16 protein-coding genes are annotated in these 25,649 nt (G+C 34.5%); 10 read left to right on the top strand and 6 right to left on the bottom strand.

Translation table 11 applies throughout. The features are described from left to right. Positions 1–38 precede the first annotated feature (38 nt). Positions 39–431, top strand: a complete 393-nt coding sequence (locus CLV55_RS09495; RefSeq protein ID WP_112113597.1) for a DUF1398 domain-containing protein — start codon at positions 39–41, stop codon at positions 429–431. A gap of 140 nt (positions 432–571) precedes the next feature. Here CLV55_RS09495 and CLV55_RS09490 read toward each other — a convergent pair whose 3' ends face one another. After that, positions 572–1,864 (bottom strand): aminopeptidase P family protein, encoded by a 1,293-nt coding sequence (locus CLV55_RS09490; protein ID WP_112113555.1) that lies wholly within the window; start codon positions 1,862–1,864, stop codon positions 572–574. A gap of 175 nt (positions 1,865–2,039) precedes the next feature. Then, positions 2,040–2,636, bottom strand: coding sequence for a Crp/Fnr family transcriptional regulator (locus CLV55_RS09485; RefSeq protein ID WP_245902704.1), 597 nt, complete (start codon positions 2,634–2,636; stop codon positions 2,040–2,042). Positions 2,637–2,715: 79 nt separating this feature from the next. On the opposite strand from CLV55_RS09485, the gene CLV55_RS09480 reads away from it, so the two are divergent. From CLV55_RS09480 to CLV55_RS09460, 5 genes are all read left to right on the top strand, one after another. Next, entirely contained in the window at positions 2,716–3,573 is an 858-nt protein-coding gene (locus CLV55_RS09480) for a ChaN family lipoprotein (RefSeq protein ID WP_112113554.1), read from the top strand. Between the two features lie 218 nt (positions 3,574–3,791). Next, on the top strand, positions 3,792–4,628 hold the full coding sequence (locus CLV55_RS09475; protein ID WP_112113553.1) for a succinate dehydrogenase cytochrome b subunit: 837 nt from the start codon (positions 3,792–3,794) through the stop codon (positions 4,626–4,628). A 39-nt stretch (positions 4,629–4,667) separates the two neighbouring features. Next, positions 4,668–6,677, top strand: coding sequence for a fumarate reductase/succinate dehydrogenase flavoprotein subunit (locus CLV55_RS09470; protein ID WP_112113552.1), 2,010 nt, complete (start codon positions 4,668–4,670; stop codon positions 6,675–6,677). A gap of 7 nt (positions 6,678–6,684) precedes the next feature. Beyond that, the gene (locus tag CLV55_RS09465; RefSeq protein WP_112113551.1) at positions 6,685–7,446 is read left to right on the top strand and encodes a succinate dehydrogenase/fumarate reductase iron-sulfur subunit; all 762 of its coding nucleotides are present in this window, start codon (positions 6,685–6,687) and stop codon (positions 7,444–7,446) included. Between the two features lie 109 nt (positions 7,447–7,555). Further along, complete coding sequence (locus CLV55_RS09460) at positions 7,556–10,360, top strand: GH92 family glycosyl hydrolase (protein ID WP_112113550.1); 2,805 nt, start codon at positions 7,556–7,558, stop codon at positions 10,358–10,360. Positions 10,361–10,422: 62 nt separating this feature from the next. Here the strand turns inward: CLV55_RS09460 and CLV55_RS09455 are convergent, their stop codons facing one another. The 4 genes from CLV55_RS09455 to CLV55_RS09440 all read right to left on the bottom strand — a co-directional run bounded on the left by CLV55_RS09455 (position 10,423) and on the right by CLV55_RS09440 (position 18,159). Further along, complete coding sequence (locus tag CLV55_RS09455; RefSeq protein ID WP_112113549.1) at positions 10,423–14,685, bottom strand: DUF7619 domain-containing protein; 4,263 nt, start codon at positions 14,683–14,685, stop codon at positions 10,423–10,425. A gap of 317 nt (positions 14,686–15,002) precedes the next feature. Further along, positions 15,003–17,108, bottom strand: a complete 2,106-nt coding sequence (gene feoB / locus CLV55_RS09450; RefSeq protein WP_112113548.1) for a ferrous iron transport protein B — start codon at positions 17,106–17,108, stop codon at positions 15,003–15,005. Continuing rightward, the gene (locus CLV55_RS09445) at positions 17,108–17,344 is read right to left on the bottom strand and encodes a FeoA family protein (protein ID WP_112113547.1); all 237 of its coding nucleotides are present in this window, start codon (positions 17,342–17,344) and stop codon (positions 17,108–17,110) included. The genes feoB and CLV55_RS09445 overlap by 1 nt, the downstream gene beginning before the upstream one ends. Before the next feature lie 119 nt (positions 17,345–17,463). After that, on the bottom strand, positions 17,464–18,159 hold the full coding sequence (locus CLV55_RS09440; protein ID WP_112113546.1) for an SCO family protein: 696 nt from the start codon (positions 18,157–18,159) through the stop codon (positions 17,464–17,466). Between the two features lie 197 nt (positions 18,160–18,356). On the opposite strand from CLV55_RS09440, the gene CLV55_RS09435 reads away from it, so the two are divergent. The 4 genes from CLV55_RS09435 (at position 18,357) to porW (ending at position 25,646) form a co-directional block, all read left to right on the top strand. Next, positions 18,357–20,414, top strand: coding sequence for a M13 family metallopeptidase (locus CLV55_RS09435; protein ID WP_112113545.1), 2,058 nt, complete (start codon positions 18,357–18,359; stop codon positions 20,412–20,414). A 126-nt stretch (positions 20,415–20,540) separates the two neighbouring features. Further along, on the top strand, positions 20,541–21,998 hold the full coding sequence (locus tag CLV55_RS09430; RefSeq protein ID WP_112113544.1) for a DUF5687 family protein: 1,458 nt from the start codon (positions 20,541–20,543) through the stop codon (positions 21,996–21,998). Positions 21,999–22,018: 20 nt separating this feature from the next. Further along, positions 22,019–22,717: an ABC transporter ATP-binding protein gene (locus CLV55_RS09425; protein ID WP_112113543.1), complete on the top strand. Its 699-nt coding sequence runs from the start codon at positions 22,019–22,021 to the stop codon at positions 22,715–22,717. A 154-nt stretch (positions 22,718–22,871) separates the two neighbouring features. After that, positions 22,872–25,646, top strand: a complete 2,775-nt coding sequence (porW, locus tag CLV55_RS09420) for a type IX secretion system periplasmic lipoprotein PorW/SprE (protein ID WP_245902703.1) — start codon at positions 22,872–22,874, stop codon at positions 25,644–25,646. The last annotated feature ends 3 nt before the right edge of the window (positions 25,647–25,649 follow it).

The following is a 25,649-nucleotide window of genomic DNA, read 5'->3' as shown; positions in this document are numbered from 1 at the left end:
AAAGCAATACCTTAGCATGCTACTTTTAAATGTCTAACATGTTCACCCTCCAACAAATCCACGACGCCCATGCTAAAGTAAAAAGCGGTGCCGATTTCCCACAATACATGCAAGATAGTATTGCGCTTGGCGTTACATCATTCGAAACATTTGTGTTCGACAATCACACCAATTATTACGGAAAAGACAATTTTAAAATAACTTCCGAGGGTTTTTCAGAAACATTAATTATTGCCAACGAAAGTAATATTGAGCAATTCAAACGTGATTTAAAAGCGCACCAACAAGGTAAAACCGTTTATATGACGTTCTTAAACGATTGTGCCAAATCGGGTGTAGAAAAATGGATTGTGGTGATGGATACCATGACGTGCAGTTATTACGATAAAACAGGTAATGAAATGGTGGTGGAAGTGATTCCGTCGGTTTAGTTTCAAATTGCAAACTCAAAAATAAGAAATTGAAACAAGTTCAACTTGACAACTAGGAACAAAAAAACGGCTCACTTTCGCACTCGAGCCTGAAAGGCAAACAGAGCGAAGCTAAACCGTCTTTTCTCTTTCTTCTAAAATTAAGAATTCATAATTGATTCAATCTCCTCCACTTCAATCGGAATGTTACGCATTAGGTTAAAAGCAGGTCCTTTTTCCTGAATCACCATATCGTCTTCAATACGAATTCCGAAACCTTCTGCTGGGATGTAGATTCCTGGTTCTACAGTGAATACCATATTGGCTTGCATGGGTTCGTGTAATAATCCATAATCGTGCGTATCCAATCCCATGTGGTGGGAGGTGCCGTGCATGAAATATTTTTTATACGCTGGCCAATCTGGATTTTCATTTTGTACATCGGCTTTGTCAAGTAATCCCAAACCTAACAATTCTGAAGTCATGATTTTGCCCACTTCTACATGATATTGTTTCCACAACGTTCCTAGAACCAACATTTTGGTCGCTTCATTTTTTACACGTAACACCGCATTGTACACTTCTTTTTGTCTATCCGAAAAACGTCCCGATACTGGAACCATTCGGGTCATATCACTCGAATAATTCGCATATTCGGCACCTACATCTAATAAAATTAAATCACCCGCTTTACATTGTTGATTGTTTTCGATATAGTGTAACACATTGGCATTATTACCCGAAGCAATAATCGGTGTGTAAGCAAAACCTTTCGAACGATTTCTTAGAAATTCATGCGCAAATTCGGCTTCGATTTCATATTCCATTACGTTTGGTTTTACGAAATTCAGAACTCTACGGAATCCTTTTTCGGTAATATCACAGGCTTTCTGAATCAAATCGATTTCTTCACTTTCCTTTACTGAACGCAAACGTTGCAAAATAGGATTTGATTTCTCAACTTTGTGTGCCGGATAATTTTCTTTCCACCATTTGATGAAACGTGCTTCACGAGTTTCTGTTTCAATTACCGCACGATAATGCTCGTTTGTATTGATGTAAATGGTGTCGGCATAAGTCATCACTTCTTTCAAGGTTTTATGAAAATCTTGTAACCAAATCACAGTTTTCACTCCCGACACTTCAAAGGCACGTTCTTTAGTTAGTTTTTCACCTTCCCAAATCGCAATGTGCTCGTTGGTTTCTTTCAAGAATAAAATTTCTTTCAAGTTGTCATACGGCGCGTCTGGAAAAAGCAACAAAATGCTTTCTTCTTGATCAACACCCGATAAATAAAAGATGTCGCGATGTTGTGCAAAAGGCAAGGTTGAATCGGCTGAAACCGGATAAATATCGTTCGAATTGAAGACGGCAACACTATTGGGTTTCATTTGTGCCGTGAATTTTGCTCTGTTTTTAACAAACAAATTACGGTCTATTTGATGGTATTTCATTTTTTTAGTAATTAGTGAATAGTAATTAGTGAATAGCTTTATTCTACACAAAATTAAGGAATAATTGAGTTCAAGTTGTAGCCAAATGGCGTTATTTTATATTAGCCACTGATTCACAGATAAAAAAATATTTTAATTGATAGAAATAGAAAAAATCTGTGAATCAGTGGCGATTCTAAAAGATATTTTTACGAATACGACTCATGTGACGCGTCGAAATTCCGAGAAATGAAGCCAAATAGTGTAACGGAACTTCTTGAAGCAATTTAGGTTCGGTAGCTAATAGTTTTTTGTAACGTTCTTCAGGGGTAAGCGTTAATAAATCAATGCGGTAATCATCGATTAAGCAAATTTGTTTTTCGATGACATTGTAATAAAACAGACGAAAGGCTTGGTTGTGTTCAATTAAATTTTGAAATGTTTTTAAATCCACAATCCATAAGGTACAATCGACAATGGCTTTGATGCTTTTTCGAGAGGGTTTCCCCGATAAGAAACTACTCAAGGAAGATGTAACCGAGTTTCGCAATGCTAAATAGGTGGTTTTTTGTTCACCTAAAACAGCAATGGTATGTTGCAGAATGCCGCTTTCTACAAAACAAAAATGCCTACACACCTCGTGTTCTTTAACTAGAAACTGGTTCTTCTTAAGTGTTAGCAATTCAAAATGGGCTCTCGCTTTTAGGAGCATTTCTTGCATAGTAGGGTCACTCCAATTGATGAATTGGGCTAAATAGTCAAGAAAAGCATCGGTGTTTTTAGAGGTGGACATTTCGAAAAATTTCAACAAAAATATCCAATTCGTTTTTCATGTACGTTTAAAATCTATACTTTTATAAAAAAAATCGGTAATGAAAAAGCTATGTGTTATGATTGTTTTGCTTTTTTGGGTTGGAATGATGGCCCAAGATAAAAAAGCCTATCAATTATTTGATGCCAATGGAAAGAAAGTATCATATAAAAAACTCCTGAAATCAGCTTCAGAATCGCAAGTGGTTTTGTTTGGGGAGTTTCACAACAATGCCATTTCGCATTGGCTGGAATTGGAATTGACAAAAGATATTGCTACAACAAAATCCATCGTTCAAGGTGCCGAAATGCTGGAAGCGGATAATCAAAAGCAACTGAATCAATATTTGAATGGAGAAGTTGATCAGAAAAAATTAGATTCCATCGCAAGACTTTGGAAAAACTATCCTACGGATTACAAGCCATTGGTTGATTTTGCCAAAGAACATAAAAACCCATTCATAGCCACTAATATCCCACGACGCTATGCGGCTATGGTTTCTAAAAAAGGGTTTGAAGCCCTAGAAACGCTGACCGATGAAGAAAAATCTTGGATGGCACCACAACCCATTCCGTATGACGCGAATCTTCCTGGTTATATGGGCATGATGAAAATGATGGGCAAACATGCGAGCCCGAATATGCCTAAGTCCCAAGCTAGTAAAGATGCTACTATGGCACATTTTATCAATAAAAATTTAAAAGAAGGCAGCGTTTACATTCACTACAATGGCAGTTATCATTCTGATAAATTTGAAGGAATTTATTGGTATTTAAAAAAATATAATCCTGATATTAAAATTGTTACAATTTCAACAGTTGAGCAAAAGGAACTTACTAAGTTGTATCCTGAAAACCTTTATAAAGCAGATTTTATTCTAGTTGTAGACGAAGATATGACGAAAACATATCCCGATTGACTTTAAAAATAAAAATAGCGCTTTTTTTATGATTGATGTATAATTAATTAGCATAAAAATTTATTATATAAAAAATTTTGTCATTTAATTCTTTGATATTCAAGCGTGTGAACATAACTTAAATTTATTATAAATTACATCGAAAAGGTTGTAGTTATACTAGAGAACCCTTATTTTTGTTTGATTTTTTATTAAACTATTTCAATCAAATAAAAATTATGGCAAAATCTGCATTTTTGAAGTCTTCCATTGCAAAGAAATATTGGATGGCTCTTACGGGTTTATTTTTATGCTTGTTTTTGACAGGTCACTTATTGGGAAATTTACAATTGTTAATTCCCGATAACGCATTGCATTTTAATCAGTATGCATTGTTCATGACAACAAATCCAGCAGTAAAAATATTATCTTATTTAACCTACATTTCAATTTTATTTCATGCGATTGATGGAATATTGTTGACTATTCAAAACAAGAAAGCTAGACCAGTAGGTTATGCTAAAACAGATGGTTCTTCGAGCAGTATGGCTTCGAGAAACATGGCAGTTTTAGGAACTATCATTTTAGTTTTCATTGTCACCCACATGGCAAATTTTTGGGCAGTAATGCACTTTGACAAGAAGATGCCTCTTCAATCGGTAACCATAGAGAATATGGGACAAAAAATGGAGTTGTATGTAACAACGGATACAGGTAAATTTTTTCCTAAAGACAGCATTCAGATGATGCAAAATGGATTGGAAATAAGAAACCGAACAGAGTTTTACAACAAGCAAGCGAATTTAAAAATGGGAGAAGGGTATAAAGATTTGTACAAAATTACCATTGCGTTCTTTAAAGACCCTAAAATGGGATTAATTGCAACTATTTTATATGTTTTAGCTATGTTTGCTTTGTCTTTTCACTTGCTTCATGGGTTTCAAAGTGCTTTCCAATCACTAGGAATAAATAACAAGTTTACGCCTGCAATTAAGAAGTTTGGAACTGCATTTGCGATTATCGTTCCCTTGTTGTTTGCAATAATTCCAATTTACATTCACTTTTTATTAAAATAATTTTATACTGAAAGTTATTCAGTACAAATTCGAAATATTATGAAGTTAGATTCCAAAATACCAGAAGGTCACATTTCACAGAAATGGACCGATTATAAAGACCATCTTAAATTGGTCGCTCCAAATAACAGACCGAAAATTGACATCATTGTTGTAGGTACTGGATTAGCGGGAGCTTCGGCTGCAGCTTCTCTAGGCGAAATGGGATACAATGTAAAAGCTTTTTGCTATCAAGATTCTCCAAGAAGAGCCCACTCGATTGCAGCTCAAGGCGGAATCAACGCGGCTAAAAATTATCAAAATGACGGCGATAGTATCTACCGATTATTTTATGATACTATTAAAGGAGGCGATTATAGAGCTCGTGAAGCAAACGTACATCGTTTAGCAGAAGTTTCAGGAAATATCATTGACCAATGTGTGGCACAAGGTGTCCCTTTTGCTCGTGAGTATGGGGGATTGTTAGACAACCGTTCATTTGGTGGAACTCAGGTACAACGTACTTTTTATGCTGCGGGACAAACAGGACAACAATTGTTATTAGGGGCTTACTCTGCTTTATCAAGACAAATCGGACTGGGTCGTGTGCACATGTACAACCGTCATGAGATGTTAGAATTGGTGAAAGTTGATGGGAAAGCACGAGGCATCATAGCGCGTAATTTAGTTACAGGAGAACTAGAGAGACATTCTGCACACGCAGTTATTATAGCATCGGGAGGGTATGGAAATGTTTATTTCCTTTCTACCAACGCTATGGGAAGTAATGTGACGGCAGGTTGGAAAGTACATAAACAAGGCGCTTTGTTTGCGAATACATGTTATGTACAAATTCACCCAACGTGTATTCCTGTTCATGGAACCAATCAGTCTAAATTGACATTAATGTCAGAATCACTACGAAATTCAGGACGTATTTGGGTGCCTAAGAAAAAAGAAGATGCTGAAGCGATTCGTGCAGGTAAATTAAAACCAACTCAAATTGCGGAAGAAGATAGAGATTACTACTTAGAACGAAGATACCCTGCTTTTGGAAATCTTGTTCCTCGTGATGTAGCTTCAAGAGCGGCTAAAGAGCGTTGTGATGCAGGTCATGGAATTGAAGCCAATGATACTAATGAAGGGGTATATCTTGATTTCTCAACTGAAATTCAAAATAAAGGAAGACAAGCAGCGTATGCTCAAGGGAATCATCATCCTTCCCCAGAAGAGATTACTCGATTAGGAAAAGCTTGGTTAGAAGAAAAATATGGTAATTTGTTTACCATGTACCAAAAAATAACAGACGAAAATCCCTATGAGACGCCAATGAAAATCTATCCAGCAGTACATTACACTATGGGGGGCGTTTGGGTTGATTACAACTTACAATCAACAATTCCAGGTTGTTTTGTTGCTGGTGAGGCTAATTTCTCGGATCACGGGGCTAATCGTCTTGGAGCTTCTGCCTTGATGCAAGGGTTGGCCGATGGTTATTTTGTTTTACCTTATACGGTATCAAATTATTTGGCGGATGAAATTAGAACTGGCAAAATTTCAACCGATACTCAAGAGTTTGTTGATGCCGAAAACCAAGTTAAGGCTTCAATAGATAAATTTTTGAATAATAACGGTTCGAAATCGGTTGATCATTTCCATAAAAGATTAGGAAATATCATGTGGAATAAGGTTGGAATGGCTCGAAACGAAGAAGGTTTAAAGCAAGCTATTGCAGAAATAGCCGCCTTAAAAGACGAATTTTACAAAGAAGTATACGTTCCAGGAAAATCGGAAGAGTTGAATCCTGAGTTAGAAAAAGCACTACGTGTAGCCGATTTTATAGATTTAGGCCAACTGATGGCAATGGATGCGTTACAAAGAAAAGAATCTTGTGGAGGGCATTTCCGTGAAGAGTATCAAGATGCAGAAGGAGAAACACTTCGTGATGATGTGAATTTTTCTTTTGTGGGAGCATGGGAATACAAAGGTGAAGACATCAGTCAGGAAGTTCTACACAAAGAAGAATTGAAATATGAGTTTATTAAAATAGCGGCTAGAAATTATAAATAAGAGCATTATGAGCGCAGCAAAAAATATCAACATTACCCTTAAAATTTGGCGTCAAAAAGACTCCAAAGCTAAAGGAAATTTAGAAACATATACACTCAATAATGTTTCTACTGCCAGCTCGTTCTTGGAAATGTTAGACCAATTGAATGAGCAACTTGTTAACGAGAGAAAAGAGCCTATTGCTTTTGATCACGATTGTCGTGAGGGAATCTGCGGTATGTGTTCGTTATATATCAATGGTCGTGCGCATGGACCCGACACCGGGATAACGACATGTCAATTACACATGCGTATGTTCAATGATGGCGATACAATTTATGTAGAACCATGGAGAAGTCGTGCATTCCCAGTGATTAAAGACTTAGTGGTAGATAGAAGTGCCTTTGACAGAATTCAACAAGCAGGAGGATTCGTTTCAGTCAATACTTCAGGGAATACCATCGATGCTAATGCGATTCCAATTCCTAAAGACGATGCCGATAAGGCATTCGAAGCAGCAGCCTGTATTGGATGTGGCGCTTGTGTAGCCACTTGTAAAAACGGATCAGCCATGTTGTTTGTGGGTGCTAAAGTATCTCAATATGCGTTATTACCCCAAGGAAAAGTTGAAGCGACTCAACGTGTTTTAAATATGGTACGTCAAATGGACGAAGAAGGTTTTGGAAACTGTACTAACACAGGTGCTTGCGAAATTGAATGTCCAAAAGGAATTTCATTAGAAAATATTGCTCGAATGAATAGAGAATATTTGAAAGCAAGTTTAAAATAAGATTAGACAATTGAATTTTTATAAACCCTGATGGACATCAAACTCTGTCAGGGTTTTTTAGTATATCTATTTCCTTTTGTTATCTTTGATTTTCTAAACCTCCAATACTATGAAACAGAAGGTAGCTCTCGTGTTTTTTTTTATCGTTACATTTAGTTTTAGTCAAAATTTCAGTCATTATGTCAACCCTATAATTGGAACTAGCGGTCATGGTCATACGTATCCTGGTGCTACGGTTCCATTTGGTATGGTTCAGTTATCTCCCGACACAAGAATTGATGGGAGTTGGGATGGCTGTTCTGGATATCATTATGACGATAAAATCATTTATGGGTTTTCCCATACCCATTTAAACGGCACAGGATGCTCCGATTTTGGCGATATTATGTTGATGCCAACTATGGGAAAAGTAAGTTTTAATCCCAATGAATATAGTTCGTCATTTTCTCATGTTAATGAAAAAGCAACTGCAGGATTTTATTCGGTTAAGTTAGATAAGCATAATATTAATGTCAATTTAACGGCTTCAACACGTGTTGGTTTTCATCAATATACCTTTAATAATGCGGGACAGGCAAACATTATCCTTGATTTAAACCATCGCGATAAATTAATAGAAGGTGTTGTTAGAGTCATTAATGCGAATACAATTGAAGTCTTACGAAGAAGTGAAGCTTGGGCCAAAGATCAATATGTTTATGCCCGAATTGAATTCAGTGTTCCAATGCAACTTAATATGGTGGAAGCCAATCAAGAGAATCGAACTGACTTTTATTCTGGTACCAAGTTAAAAATGAGTTTTTCCAAACAAGTTAAAAAAGGAGAAAAAATTTTAGTAAAAGTAGCTCTTTCTCCAACAAGTTATCAGGGGGCAAAATTAAATATGTCCGAAATAAAAAATTGGGATTTTAGTAAGGCAAGAAAAAATGCTGAAAAACTTTGGGACAAAGAACTTTCAAAAATCGAGGTTAAAGAATCAGATAAAAACAAACTAACAGTTTTCTATACGGCACTATACCATACCATGGTGCAACCCAATATTGCTCAAGATGTTGATGGGAAATATAGAGGGCGTGACAATCAAATTCACCAAGCTATTGGATTTGAATATTATTCAGTATTCTCCCTTTGGGACACATTTCGTGCGGCACATCCTTTGTATACTTTGATTGAAAAGAAGCGAACCGCCGACTTTATCAATACTTTTTTAAAACAATATGAGCAAGGGAGTCGACTTCCTGTTTGGGAATTGGCTTCCAATGAAACGGATTGTATGATTGGCTATCATTCCGTGTCGGTTATGGCCGATGCAATGGTTAAGGGTATTACAGGTTTTGATTACGAAAAAGCTTTTGAAGCTGCTAAACATGCTGCCATGGCAGACCGATTCGGTTTAGATGCGTACAAAAAAAACGGTTTCATTTCAATGGATGACGAACCTGAAAGTGTTTCTAAAACCTTGGAATATGCTTATGATGATTGGTGTATAGCGCAAATGGCACAGATTTTAGGCAAAAAAGAAGGCTACGAATATTTTATGAAACGCTCCCAAAATTGGAAGAATGTTTTTGATTGGAATACGGGCTTTATGCGTCCTAAGAAAAACGGAGGTTGGTACAAACCATTTGATCCCAAGGAAATCAACAATAATTATACCGAGGGGAATAGTTGGCAGTATTCATTTTTTGTGCCACAAGATATTCCTGGAATGATTGCAGCTTATGGTGGCGCCGCAAAATTTGAAGCAAAATTGGATGAAATGTTCAACTCAGAAAGCAAAACAACAGGTCGAGAACAAGTCGATGTTACAGGGTTAATAGGGCAATATGCCCATGGTAATGAACCCAGTCATCACATGGCGTATTTATACAATTATGTTGGAAAACCTGAAAAAACAGCTGAGAAAGTTCATTATATTTTAGATAATTTTTATAAAAATGCTCCAGATGGATTGATAGGTAATGAAGATTGTGGGCAAATGAGCGCTTGGTATGTGTTGAGTGCCATGGGAATTTATGATGTAATACCTGGTAAACCAGAATGGACTGAAACAAAACCACTATATAAAACCATTAAAATGAAAATCGGTGATAGTAATGAGCTTTCAAATATTGATCAAATTGATAAAAAAAGAATAGGAGTTTATAAAACTGCACATGAGTTAATGTCAATTAATTCTTCATTTTCAAGCATTATTCCAGTTCCAGTAATTCAGTCGGAAAGTAAAACTTTTAAAGACAGCTTGAAGATAGAAATTGTTTCTCAAAATCCTAATGACTCTATTTATTATTTTATAAATGATAAAAACGAATATTTAACTAAAGAAACCTTTATCTCATATAATAACCCTTTCGAAATTAAAGAAACATCAACAATTTTAGCATGTATTAAAAAAGAGAATTCCTATAGTAATGAGATTGCTGCAACATTTATTAAAAAGCCAAACAAGTATACAATAAACATCAAATCAACCTACAATCCGCAATACCATGCTGGCGGGCCTGAAGGATTAATAGATGGAATTTATGGCTCTGAAAATTGGCGAAAGGGCGATTGGCAAGGCTATCAAGGACAAGATTTTGAGGCAGTAGTTGATTTGCAAAAAGAACAAATAATTACATTATTTTCAGCTAATTGTCTTCAAGATTCTCGTTCCTGGATTTTAATGCCAACCCAAGTGGATTATTATGTTTCAAGTGATAATATCAATTTTACATTGGCAGGCTCAGTTGAAAATAAAATCCCTGCAATGGAGACAGAAACAAAAATCAATGATTTCTTCTTAAAAAGTCAACAGCCATTACAAGCTCGTTATGTCAAAGTCATTGCTCATAATTATGGAAAACTTCCAGAAGGGCATCAAGGTTTTGGAGGCGATGCGTTTATTTTTATTGATGAGATAACGATAAAGTAACTGTAAACAAAAAGAGTGATTCATTTTTGAATCACTCTTTTAAGAACTTAATATAAAACGTATTAATCGACTACAAGTTTTTTAACCATACTTTTATTGTTTGATTTTACTAAAACAAAATACACCCCTTTTTGCCATTGTGACGTATCTTTATTCCATGATGTAGTCTCTAAATTTGTTTCACAGCAAATTTCTTTTCCAGAAATATCATAGATTACAATTGAATCAATAAGCTCATCTGAGTTAGATAATTGTAGATGTACTGTTTGATGAGTTGGATTGGGATATATCATGAAATCTTGAGTATTGAAACTAAGAGCATTCAAAGCAGCAACAAATTCTGTGTTAAATGTATTGGTAACAATTGCAGGATTACTATCAAAAAATATTTGTGCAGTATTCGGAATAATATCTCCAACAGAAAAACCTGGTTTAAGTTTTGCACTAAAAATGATATACCCTTTCCCAATTTCTGAATCCGCTACAGAAACTGGAAGTTCAATATTGTCAAACTTCCATATCAGATGATTCGTTACCCTATCCATTATATAATTATGACTAGCACTAATCATTTTAATAGAATTCTCATTTATTCTTGGATCTAATTCATCTTCTACACGAACATTTACAGCACTTGCTGTTCCAGAGTTTTCAAATCTAATAGTATACCAAAGTTCATCATTTACAGAGAAAGAACTATAAAGTATTTTTCCACCATGTGCTTCTGTTTTATCATTAGGGTCATAAGAACCAATAATAGCTTGTGTATTTGATACCGAATTATTTGTCAATAAAGTTTCATCTGTTGTTGGAGTAATAGTTGCAGTACTAGTTAGTAGTTGCCCTAAAGAAACTGTAGGAATCGAAGGAACTAACATTGAAACAGTAATTATTCGCGTTTCAAAGGGTAATAGATTTGTAAAATTGTATGTAAACCCGTTAGCAGTAGCTGTTGTTCCTAAAACTGAAATTGTAGTAATTATTATTCCATTTTGTGCAGTAAATGAAAGTGTTCCATTAGAAATAGTTTGATTTCCTAGATTAGAAAATACAATTTTATTTTTATAGATCATACCAGCTCTTGGGGCATTGAAAGGAACAATATTTATTGCTAAATCATTATAATTTTGTGTACTAGTCACCGGGAATGTATATGTAGTTACTCCACCACCAATAGTAGTATGTAGTCCGTTAAAGGAATTGTTAGTTAAGCTATACATGTTTGTATAGTCTGGGTTGATACTATAACTAGTGTTGTAAGTATTTGACGGGTTGTTGTCAAAAATTGTATAAACCCCTGATGGTGAAGAAATATTGTGAGGAGTACCATTGTTAAGAGTATATTGAAATTGTCCTAACGGGAAATTTTGTTCATTAGACTCTTGCGACCCATTTCCATTTTCATCTAAAAATGCAGTTAAACGAATTCCAGAGCAATCCATACTTCCCTGTGAAGTTGGATCCATAGTTATTCTTATAAATCCAGTTTGATTACTGAAATTTGTCGTCATTAATAAATAATATTGTCCTACTTGTGCGTTCGGGATATAAGGATGTTCAACACCAGCTGCAGAATAACTACAACTTACAATATTACTTTGTGTAAAATGAGTTGAACAAGGTGTTACAGGGTCAGAAAAAGGCCCATACAATACATAATCTACATCAAGCACATTACCCAAAAAGTCAATACTGCTATTTTGTTCTACAGTTAAATTTATTTGTCCTGGATTACTAATTGGTAAATAAAACCAAGTTGGATTTGGGGTAGTTCCTAAACAGCCATAAGCATTATTTGGTTCTGCATGAATACCTTGATGGGTATTAGGGAATGGTATTCCAAGAGCGCCACATAATGCATTAGCTTGATTACAAACATGCGCCTGATTACAATCGGCATACGCATGTATTTCGAAGCTATACATGGCATCACAAGCATTTGGTATGGATTCTCTAACATAAATTGTCACACTAGCAGAATTAGCTGGTATACTATATGATGTTGGATTTGCAACAGCATTTATTTCTGCAATAGCATTTGTTTGTGAAAGGTAATAGGCCAAAGGATTAGTACTAGTAAATTGACTAGTTAAATTGAATGTTACAACGTTATTTTGATCATCATCACATTGTTCCAAATTGTTCATTAACACTGTATTTCCAACTGTTTGAGCTGTAATGGTAAATGAAAAAGTTTGTTGTTGTTGAGTGCTGTTTTTTATAAGTACTGCTGTAACAGTATACGTCCCATTTGTTATGCAATAAGGTGTAGTAATAGGAGTTGTTTGCGAACCCACATAATAAATAATAGTATAGTCCGATGGGTTTAACCCAGCTAAAATATTTGAATTATTATCGGTTAATGTAAAACATGCTTGACCATTATCTGAACATTGAACCATTGGAATTGGACTTCCTGTAGTTAACGGACAATTAGTTGTTGTAAAAGTTGCTACTTGAGTCCAAGCGGGTGCAGTTGTACAATTTACAGAAGCATATACTACATAGGTTGTACCACAATTTAAATTCCCTAAAGTTATTCCAGAGGATGTTATTGATGTTCCCAAAGTATTTGATGAAGGAACAGTGCCGGCAGGTACAGCAGTTATTTGTACGCTTGCTCCATTAGTTGCATTATTTGTATATGAAATAAAAGCGCTAGAAGTAGTAATGGAATTTGCTGTAAATGCTGTTGGCATCGAGCATGTTAAAGTTGAAAAAGCTAATGGAACCCATAAGCTTCTGTCAGTACTTGAACAAACTGAACGTACATAAGCTATATATGAAGTGGCACTTGACAAACCACTTGCATTATATAAATTAGTATTTACTATTGTTCCTGTAGTATTATTTGTTGGCGCTTGACTTTGAGCAGGTAATACGGTTACTTCCCATTGTGTTGCATTGCCAAATGCAGTCCAATTAAGTGTTGCACTTGATGAAGTAATAGCAGATGCATTAAGTGAAACGGGAGCATAACATGAAGGGGCTATTCCACATGAAACAGTTGCATTCCATCCAGCTTTATTCACGCTATTATCGCTAATAAATTTAATTGTTAACGCTCCATCTGGGCTTGAGGAAGTAAAAGGTCCAGGAGGGGTTGTTCCCCAATAGGCTCCTGCTGGTATGCTTCCAGCGCTATTAGCACTTGATATTTGAGGGGCGTTAACAGAATTACCATTATACACATACAAACCATCCCAATTTGTTTCAACATCAAATGTATTAAAAGTTAAGGTTACTACATCTCCAGGATTAGTTGGATATATGGTAACAGTAGAATTTGTATTGTTTTCATAATTTAAGGCATCACCACCATTATCAGTAAATAAACCACCACATGCAGGAGTTGTTAAAGGTGAACCTAAAGTTGAAAAAGTTAAAGCTGTTGACCATGAACTATAAACGCCATTCCCACAATTTGTTCGCACATAACATTTATAACTTGTACCAGAAATTAATCCAGTTGCGGTATAACTTGAACTTGATGAGTCTATACCCGACGAAGGTATAGTTGTATTCGTACTCAACTGAATTGCAACTTGCCAATTGGAGGCATTGCTAGTGTTAGCCCAAGCGATTGTTGCTGAATTTGTGGTAATTCCTGAACTAGATAATTGAGTAGGAACTGCACAAGTTGATGTGTTGTTTGTAAAAGTATATGGAGTCGACCAAGCACTAACTAATCCATTTGCACAAATTGCTCTCACATATACAACCATCGCTGAAGTACTAGTATTAGTCATTGGGAAAGAATTAGTTGTAACAATTGTGCCGCTAGTGTTTGTAGCAGGAGTAGTTCCAGCATCTTGTACTAAAACTTCCCATTGATTTGCGCCATTTGCATTCCATGATAGAATAGGAGTCGTTGTACCAGTATTAGATAAGGTTAAATTCGAAGGGGCCAAGCAATTAGCAATTGTAGTACTACTACATGAAATAGACGCAACCCAACCTGTAGCATTAACAGAGCTATCTGAGGTAAAAACTACTGTTAGACATCCACCTGGAGTAGAAGAAGATATGGCACTTGGAATTGTATTTCCTGTTAATGATGCAATTAAAGGAGCGGAACTACCTATACCGTCATATATTTTTAAAAAATCATAATTGTTTTCAAGATTAAAACTTGAAAAAGATAGGGTTACATAATCTGTGTTGCTAACAGGGCAAATAGTATAAGTTGTGGTTGTGCTGTTGGCATAATTTGCATTAGCTCCTCCTGGATCAGTAAAGGTAGTTCCACACGATAATTGTTGTGCTTGACTAGTAAAAACACTAGCAATGGCTACCAAAAAAACATAAAGTAATTGTTTTTTCATAGGAATTTGGTTTGATTGTTTGAAACAAAAATATGTTGATAATTAGTGATTTGCAAGTTTTTCTAAATAAACTTTCAAAATATTTATTATTATATTTAATATCAAAACATAAATCATCAACAAAAAATATGTAAATTATCTGCAATGACAATCTTTGTCATTCTTTTTTTTTGAGTACTTCTTATTGCCAAAAAACTTTTGATACAAGTAGGCTAAGGAAATTCCTAAGAAAAAATAAACAAGGATACTTTGCATGATTTATTGAAAAATTAAATGATGTTATGAAAAAGGTCTATTAAATAAAAATTTGTAACCCATTATTTAAATAGTTGATAGGCTACAAGCGCCGTCAAATAGGCAAAGCCACTCATAAAAAACAATTGGATTAGGGGCCATTTCCAAGAATAGGTTTCTTTTTTTACAATGGCAAGAGTGCTCACACATTGCATCGCAAAGGCATAAAATAAAAGGAGAGACATTCCTGTGGCTAAATTAAAAAGTGAAGTGCCATCAGCTCTTTTTTCTTGTTTCATTTGGGCTTTTATGGATGTTTCGTTTTCATTGTCATTTTGTACACTATAAATTGTAGCTAGCGTACCTACAAAAACTTCGCGTGCAGCAAATGAACTAACAATAGCAATTCCAATTTTCCAGTCATAACCTAAAGGTTTAATCGCAGGCTCAATCGATTTTCCTATAATTCCGATGTAAGAATTTTCTAGTTTGTATGCGTTTACTTTTCTTTCTAAAGTTGACTCATCATAGGTTTTGGCATCGCTTTCCATTTCGCTCTTAACGATCCGTTCTGTTTGACCAAAAGTGCTTTTTGGCCCATGGGAACCCAAAAACCATAAAACAACAGAAAGGGCTAAAATAATTTTTCCAGCCCCAAAGACAAAAGATTTGGTTTTTTCAAGAATGTTTATGGCTACGTTTTTGAATAATGGAATTTTGTAACTCGGCATCTCTACTACAAAATAGGATTTCGAGTTCATCTTTAAAATTTTATTTAAAAGATAGGCCGAAAAAATAGCCATTCCAAAGCCTAATAAATACAATACCATAAGGGTTAGTCCTTGTAAACTGATAAAGCCCAACACTCTTTTTTCGGGAATAATTAGTGCAATAAGTATTGCATATACAGGAAGGCGCGCCGAACAAGTAATGAAAGGAGTCACTAAAATGGTAATCAGTCGTTCTTTCCAATTTTCAATATTTCGAGCTCCCATAATGGCAGGTATGGCGCAAGCGGTTCCCGAAATTAATGGCACCACACTTTTTCCTGAGAGTCCGAAGTTTCGCATAATTTTATCCATTAAAAAAACAACACGACTCATATAACCGCTTTCTTCAAGGACAGAAATGAACAAAAATAAAAAGGCAATTTGAGGAATAAAAATTAAAATACCTCCAATTCCTGGAATAATTCCTTCACTCAGTAAATTGGTGAATTCCCCAGCAGGTAAATGAGTTTTACTATAACTAGCTAAAGAAGCAAACGAATGGTCAATAAAATCCATAGGGACACTACTCCAATCAAAGATCGATTGAAAAATACCAAACAAAATAAAAAAGAAAATCAGATACCCAAAAAATTTATGTGTTACCACTCGATCTAATTTTGCTCTAATATCGGTTGCTTTTGATAAATCAATTTTCTGACCAATCTTTAAAGTATCATTTATAAATTGGTATCTTTTTATGGTTTCTTTTTGTTGCAAACGTTTTAAATCAGCATGCGATTTTGTGAAAGGACTTTGAATTTGATTTCGCTCTAAATTAAGAAAGTTAACATCTTGAGTAATTATAAGCCATAGTTTATATAGCAACTGATTTGGGAAGGCTTTTTTTAAGTTTTCGAAATATTCGGGATCGATTGAAGAAGCGTTTAAACAAGGTGTGGTTGGGAGGTTCTCATAATCAAGAATGAGCGTTTTAATTTTTTCAATCCCAATATTTTTTCTAGAACTAACCAAAGCGATTTTGGTGTTTAGTTTTTGTTCTAAATAAGGTATATCAAGTTCTATTCCTTTAAGATTCATTCGATCACACATATTGATTACAAGAATAGTAGGAATCTCAAAATCTTTGATCTGAGTGTAAAGGAGTAAATTTCGTTTAAGATTTTCCACCTCAGAAACCAAGACCACCACATCTGGATAGTTTTCGTCATTTTTATTTAAAAGCAATTCGATGACTACATTTTCATCAATAGAACTTGCATTCAAACTATAGGTTCCTGGAAGATCAACAATGGTTGCTTTTGTTGTCTCTGATAACTTACAAGTACCTATTTTTTTTTCTACTGTAATACCAGGATAATTTCCAACTTGTTGGTGTAAGCCTGTAAGTTGATTAAATACAGACGTTTTCCCAGTGTTCGGATTTCCAATTAAAGCTACTTTAATGAGTTCTTTCGCCATTAATTTTCGTTTTCAAGAATAACAAGTATTTCTTTAGCCGTTTCTAATCGAATGGCAACATGAGAATCATTCACGTTGAAATAAAGTGGACAACCCAGAGGCGCAATCTGAATTAACTCAATGGCATTACCAGGTAAGCAACCCATTTCCAATAATTTTAATGGAATTTCATCAATATTGAGGTCATGAATAATCCCTCTTTGCCCAATTTTAAGATCGGCTGTAGTTTGTTGCACTTCTTTATTTAGATTGAATTAAAATACAAAAGTATGTATTTGAAATTAAAAATAAATGATAATTATCAAGTTTAAGAGAATATTTAACCTTTGTTCTAAAGATTCAAGCGTTTAAATTGTTAGTTTTCCTCTGTACACAAGAAATTTATATCTTCTAAAAGCTGTTTTACGTTTTTAATTCCGGGTTCGGTTGGGCCATCAAGATTGGTGCCGTCATAGAATCCACGAATTCGTCTTTTAGCATCGACTAAAACAAAATTTTCAGTATGAACCATGTCATATAATTCAGAGGGTTTTCCTGTTTTGACCGCCAAATAAGATTTCCGAGCAATGTAGTATATGTCTTTTTTATTCCCAGTAACCAAATTCCATTTTCTATCAATAACTCCTTTTTTTAGGGCATACTGTTTTAAGACAGAAACGTTATCAATGTCTGGTGTAACCGAATGAGACAATAACATAACTTTAGGATTATTTTTTATTTGATCTTGTAACCAAACCATGTTATTGGTCATTTTGGGACAGATGGATTGACAAGTTGTAAAGAAAAAATCGGCAACATAAATCTTACCAGCATAATCTTTTTGTGTAATTATTTTTCCGTTTTGATTGGTAAAAGCAAAATCGGCAATAGTATGATCAAGAGCGACATATTGAACGGTAGAATCCACTAGTTCGGGATTCACATCACTAGGATTGTAGATGGGCAATGTTTTTTTAGGTTTTAAAACGGTGTAAAACGCTGTAATAGTTACGATTGAAAATACTACGAAAAAGCTAATAAATATTCTGTATTCTTTAAGTTTTGCTTTCATATTATATTTTTCACAAAAATACAAAAGGATATGATGATTCACTAAACCAAGAATGAATTTAAATCTTTTCACTATAATTCAATGGTTTTTTTTAGCTTTGTGAGATTAAAATAGAATGTAAAAGTATGGTGTAACAAATTATACAGATTTACTACCTATTAAAACAAACACTATCAAACTACACTAATTATTAAATTATGAAAATTCAAAACAATTTAAAATTCGGGTTGCTTGTTGCCGGAAGTTTATTGGTCTATCATCCAGTAAGCGCACAACAAAAGAAACCAGGAATAAACCTTGATTTAATGGATAAGTCGGTGCGTCCCAATGATGATTTTTTCAAATTTGTAAATGGGACTTGGCTTAAAAACACAGAAATTCCAGCAGACAAAACCCGTTGGGGAAGTTTTGATGAATTACGTCAAAATACAGATAAAGATGTGTTAAACATTTTAAAAGAAGCCATTAACAATCCGAAGTATCAATCTAATACCGACCAAGGTAAAGCGATTAATATGTATAAAGCAGCCATGGATACAGTGGCGCGCAATAAACAAGGGATTGCCCCAATACAACCTTATTTAGCTAAAATCAATGCAGTAAAAAACATCAAAGATTTACAAAAATTAATGATGGAAGAAGAAGCTGTAGGGGGAGGCGTAGGATTTTTTGGTTTTGGAATTGGAGCTGACGAAAAAGACAGCAATCGCAATGTGGTGAGTTTAGGGCCAGGTTCGCTAGGGTTACCAGACCGAGATTATTATGTTTCAGAAGACAAAGATTCTAAAGAAAAGAGAGAGAAATATGTGCTTCACGTAGCTAAAATGCTTCAGTTTTTAGGAGAAAAACCAGAGCAAGCTAAAGCAGATGCAGATAAAATTTTAGCCTTAGAAATAGAGATGTCTAAACCAAGATTGGACCGTGTTGAACGTCGTGATAGTAAAAAGCAATACAATCCAACTTCAATAGCTGACTTGAAAAAAATGGTCCCTATTATTGATTGGAACAGTTACATCAAAGGAATTGGAATTGCAAAATTAGATACAGTTATCGTGTCACAACCAAGATATATGGCTGCGTTACAAACGATTTTCACAGAAAATAAAGTTGACGACTGGAAAGCCTATATGCGTTGGATGTTGTTGCGTGGAGCATCAAGTCAATTGACAACAGCTATTGAAACCGCTAATTGGGAATTTTATGGAAAAACCTTGACGGGAGCTTTAAAACAAAGACCAAGACAAGAAAAAGCACTTCAAGTTGTAAATGGTACTGTAGGCGAAGCTTTAGGTAAATTGTATGTTGAAAAAATGTTTCCAGCGGAAGCAAAAACGAAAGCGTACAATATGATAAGAAATATTATTCGTGCGTATGAAAATCGAATCAACAATTTGACATGGATGTCGGAAGCGACTAAAATTAAAGCCAAAGAAAAACTAAATAAACTAACCATCAAGATTGGATATCCCGACAAATGGGAGGATTATTCGGCATTGGTAGTAAAAAGTCCAGCAGACGGAGGAAGTTATTTTGAGAATTTGAGAAATGTTTCAAAATGGCAATGGAAAAAAGATTTGGATAAATTGGGTAAACCCGTGGATAAAACAGAATGGGGCATGTCACCTCAAACGGTAAATGCGTATTACAATCCATCATATAATGAAATTGTTTTCCCAGCGGCAATTTTACAACCTCCTTTCTACGATTATAAAGCAGATGAAGCTGTAAATTATGGAGGAATAGGAGCTGTAATTGGTCACGAAATCTCACACGGATTTGATGATGAAGGCGCTAGTTATAACGCAGATGGAAACTTAGTGGATTGGTGGACTGCTGATGATATGGCAAAATTTACCGCTCTTGGTGGCGCTTTAGCTGATCAATATTCTGCTTTAGAACCTCTACCGGGTATCCACGTTGATGGAAAATTTACTCTTGGAGAAAACATTGGAGATTTAGGTGGAATTAACGCGGCATACGACGGCTTACAATTATATTTAAAAGAAAATGGAAATCCGGGCTTAATTGATGGGTATACTCCAGAACAACGTTTGTTCATTTCATGGGCCACAATCTGGCGAGGAAAAATCCGTGATGAAGCTTTGAAAAATCAAGTAAAAACAGATCCACATTCACCAGCACAATACCGTGGTTATGTACCCTTGCTTAATTTAGATACGTTTGTTAAAGCATTTGATATCAAAGAAGGAGACGGAATGTATGTGGCTCCTGAAAAAAGAGTTCGAATTTGGTAATCAACCGACCCTATAAAAGAGACGAAACCCGTCTCTTTTTTATTTTTATTAGCTAGCCTAATTTTTATAAAAGCGATGCATTTTTTTTCTATATTTAGCCATCAATAGCCAATCAATCTTTTAAGTATGTTTACACATTTTATTACGCTCGAGTGGAAATCGTTTTTTCGTTCAGCTTCCTTTGGAACCAATGTTGTTATTAAAGTATTTATGGCTCTGGGAGCGCTCTATTTTATAACTTCTTTTACCATTTTAGGCTTTGCCATTTATCCTATTTTAAAAGAAAACGGACTCAATCCGATAGAAACGGTCAATAAATTTTTGATTTATTTTTTTACAATTCAACTCATTGTGCGCTATTTTATGCAAAAAATGCCCGTGATGAATATCAGACCCTTAATGCCTTTACCTATAGCCAAGAATCATATAGTTCACTACGCATTATTAAAAACCCTTTTGTCTTTCTTTAATTGGTTGAATGCTTTTTTCTTTATTCCATTTTCTGTAATGCTTATAAGAAACAATGCCCCAATTGCGGAAGTCCTTCAATGGCATTTGGGTATGTTTGGTATTATATTGACATCCAATTTTATCAATGTGTTGATTAATAATAAAGATAGTATTTTTTATATAGTCTTGTTGGTACTATTGGGTTGTGGTGTGGCTCAATATTATGGTTTTTTTAATATTACCGATAGTTGTGCACCTTTTTTTGAAGCGATGTACCACACAAATTACTTGTTTTTACTTCCAATTGTAGCTACTTTATCATCCTATTATTTTGCTTTTAAATTCTTTAAAAATCATCTAAATTTAGACGAAGGATTAGCAAAAAAAAGCGAAGTGGCCAAAACAGAAAATTTCAATTGGTTAAACCAATTTGGGACACTTGGCACATTTTTAAAAAACGACATCCGATTGATTAAACGCAACAAGCGTTCTAGAATGACCCTAGTGACCAGTCTTATTTTTTTATTCTATGGGTTGTTGTTTTTTAACAATCCGAAGCAACCCGAATTTATGGGTATTTTTGCAGGTATTTTTGTTTCAGGAGGCTTTTTGTTTACTTTCGGGCAATTTGTTCCCAGTTGGGACAGTGCATATTACCAACTCATGATGAGTCAAAACATTCAATACAAAGAATATTTAAGTTCTAAATGGTGGCTTGTGGTTATTGTAACCTTAATTTCTACTTTGCTTGCCTCATTTTATATATATTTGGGATGGCATGCTTATTTTTTAATATTAGTTGGAGCTGTTTATAACATAGGAGTCAATTCGCACATGGTATTATTAGGAGGTGCTTTTGTAAAAACGCCCATTGATTTAGCTCAAGCCAGACAAGCTTTTGGAGATAAACAAGCGATTAATTTTAAAACAATGTTGATTGCTATTCCAAAATTACTTGTCCCTGTCTTATTATATGTTTTAGGGAAAAGTATTTCAGGAGAAACAATGGGCATGTTACTGGTATTGGTCGCAGGAATTCTTGGGTTTGCATTCCGAGGAGCCGTCTTTACTATGATTGAGAAAATATATAAAAGCGAGAAATATGCCACTATTGCCGCATATAAAAAGAATTAATCGAATAAAAAAACAACAAAATGATACACGTGTCAAATTTATCTAAAACCTATGCTAATGGCGTGAAGGTTTTAAATATACCTCATTTAGAAATCTCTAAAGGACAAAGTTTTGGATTGGTAGGAAATAATGGAGCAGGTAAAACGACTTTTTTTAGTTTGCTTTTAGATTTAATTCCGCCGAGTTCTGGGCAAATTAAAAATAATGATATTCAAGTCAATACTAGTGAGGCATGGAAACCTTTTACTTCGGCTTTTATTGATGAGACCTTTTTGATTGGTTATTTAACTGCCGAAGAGTATTTTTATTTTATAGGAGATTTGAGAGGACAAAACAAAGCCGATGTCGATGCGTTATTACAACGTTATGAAGAATTTTTTAATGGAGAAATCTTGAATAGCAAAAAGTACCTACGTGATTTATCGAAGGGAAATATGAAAAAAGTAGGAATTATAGCCGCACTTATAGGTAATCCGTCTGTGATTATTTTGGATGAGCCTTTTGCGAATTTAGATCCGACCACTGTAAATCGTTTAAAAAAAATAATTAAAGAATTGGCAGAACAGCCCGAAGTTACACTTTTAGTTTCAAGTCATGACTTAGTACACACGGTGGAAGTGTGTCATCGAATTGTTGTACTCAACAAAGGCGATATTGTTAAAGATATTGAAACCAATCCCGAAACACTAAAAGAACTCGAGGCATATTTTGCCGTGTAAAACAAACACTATTTCATCCGTTACTTCTTTTGATGTAACGGATTTTTTTTAAAAAGTCTTCATTTTTTTTTCACATATCAAAAAGAAACGTACTTTTACCAGTTAGATATACTAAAATTGAATTTTTAGAGTTAGTTACTAAAACGTTTTTACCTTGAAAAAAAACAGATTAAAATATACCTTATTCACGGCAGCTTTCATTTTAATGGTGGCTTGTTCAACCAAGAGAAACACCTTTGTTTCTAGAAATTATAACGCACTTACTACCAAAGATAACATATTATACAACGGAGGTATTGCCTTAGATAAAGGCATTGTGGAGTTAAAAGCACAATATGTAGATAATTTTTGGGAACTGCTTCCGGTAGAACGTATGCAAGTTCAGGATGCTGCCACCTCAAACCAAACTAAAAATCAAAACTTCGAAAAGGCAGAAACAAAAGCCACTATGGCGGTTCAAAAACACTCTATGTATATAGAAGGTTCGGAGAAAAACCCTCAAATGGATGAAGCGCATTTGCTTTTAGGGAAAGCACGATATTACAATCAAAGATTTGTACCTGCTTTAGAAGCATTTAATTATGTTTTGTATAAATATCCAAGAAGTAACAAATTAAGCGAAGTTAAAATTTGGAGAGAGAAAACAAATATGCGTCTTGAAAACGATGCCTTGGCAGTTTCTAATCTTAATAAATTACTCACAGAAATAAAGGTTAAAGATCAAATTTTTGCCGATGCCAATGCGACACTAGCGCAAGCTTATCTAAATTTGGATGAAAATGAAAAAGCAGTTGCCAAACTAAAAATTGCTACGGAATTTACAAAATCGAATGAAGAAAAATCGCGTTACCGATTTATTTTAGGGCAATTGTATGAAAAAATGGGGCATAAAGACAGTGCCTTTATGAAATATCAAGAAGTGATTGATATGAAAAGGAAATCGGCACGGCAATATGTCATCCATGCACACATGAGGCAAGCCATGCAATTTGATTTTAAAAAAGGGGATACCGTTGTGTTTGTAAAAAAATTTAAAGACTTATTGAAAGACCGAGAAAACAGACCTTTTTTAGATGTATTAAACCATCAAATGGGGTTGTTTTATGATCAAATGAAAAAACCTGATGAAGCGATAAAATACTATAACAAGTCTATTAGAAAAAAAAGTCAAGACACCTATATGATTGCGTCAAATTATAGAAATCTTGCAGCCATTTATTTTGACAAAGCAAAATATGTAACCGCTGGTAAATATTTTGATAGTACCCTTGTAAACTTAAAACCGAGAACTCGTGAATATAAATTAATAACTAAAAAGCGTCAAAATTTAGACGATGTTATTAAATATGAAGGAATTGCACAACGCAATGATAGTATTTTGAAATTAGTTGCGTTCTCTCCTGCTGCTAGAGAGACTTATTTTAAAATGTATATCGATAAGTTAAAATTAGATGAGAAAAAGCAACAAGAATTGGTTGCTAAAACTACTTCTGATGCCAATATTGATACCAAACCAAAAGACGATGCCTCAAATCAAGATTTTATAGCTTCAAGTGATGCGAGCACGTTTTATTTTTACAATGCTTCAACAGTAGCTTTAGGTAAAATTGAATTTAAGGAAAAATGGGGCGATCGACCACATGTTGAAAACTGGAGAATTTCTAAAGAAGCGGTAAAGGAAAATTCGAATGCTGATGATGCTAATGATACCACAAAAGATGATTCAGGAGATACTGATAAAAAAGACCCAAAATATACAACAGATTTCTACTTAAAGAAAATCCCCTCAGATGCAAAAGTATTGGATAGTATTCATACAGAAAGAAACTTTGCCTATTATCAATTGGGTGTTATTTATAAAGAAAAATTTAAAGAATACCCAAGAGCAGCCGATAAACTCGAAAAATTATTAGATAATAAACCACAAGAACGTTTGGTTTTGCCTTCAATGTATAATTTGTATAAGATCTATGAAATTACAGATAAAAATAAAGCGGCTGCGATGAAGTCTAAGATTTTGGCACAGTATCCTGATTCGAGATATGCTCAGATTATTAGTAATCCTAATACAAACCAAAACACAAGTTCCGAACCAGAAGTTGCCTATCATATGCTGTACAAAGAATATGAAAATCAAAATTACCGAGACATGCTTCCAAAAGTTGAGGCAGCCATAACCCAATATATAGGGGATGAATATCAGCCTAAATTTGAATTGTTAAAAGCACAACTTGTGGGAAAATTTAAAGGTCTTGACGAATATAAGAAAGCATTAAATTACGTCGCTTTGACCTATCCAAATACCGAAGAAGGTAAATCAACTGAAAAGTTTATAGCTGTTCGTATTCCTTATTTGGAGTCGTTGTCTTTTAATTCTGAATTTCCGTTGTCTTGGAATATTTTGTATAAAGCAGACGATTTGAACGCAAAGAAAACAAAAGAGTTGTTGGCAAAAGTGACCCAATTTGCCAAAGAACGAACCATCGATAAGTTAAAAGTTTCTACCGATATTTATACCATAGATAAAAATTTTATAGTCATACATGGGATTAAGGAGTTAGACAATGCCATAGGAATAGCGCAAGTCTTGAAAGAATACAAAGATTATAAAATTGACGAACCTGCTATTATCATTTCCAATGAAAACTATAAAGTAGTACAAGTAAAGAAAAATATAGACGAATATATTTCTGGAGAATGGATAAAAAAACCTATCGTTCCTGTGATGCGTAACATTGTCATTCCCAATGAAGATTTGAATGATAATTTAAAGGAGGAAACAAAGGAAACTCCCAAAAATGATTCAAACAATGAGAATGCCAAGGAAGTAGAGATGCAACAAAATTTTGCAAAGGATAAAATGAATACAGAGGATTCTTCTTCGAAAAGAATGATGCCTTCCGATTCAGATTTGCCAAAAAAACCGTAGATT

The organism is Flavobacterium aciduliphilum (genome assembly GCF_003268855.1).
Lineage (GTDB): Bacteria > Bacteroidota > Bacteroidia > Flavobacteriales > Flavobacteriaceae > Flavobacterium > Flavobacterium aciduliphilum.
The sequence above is the reverse complement of the archived record's forward strand: the minus strand, read 5'-3'. Positions and strand labels throughout refer to the sequence as shown.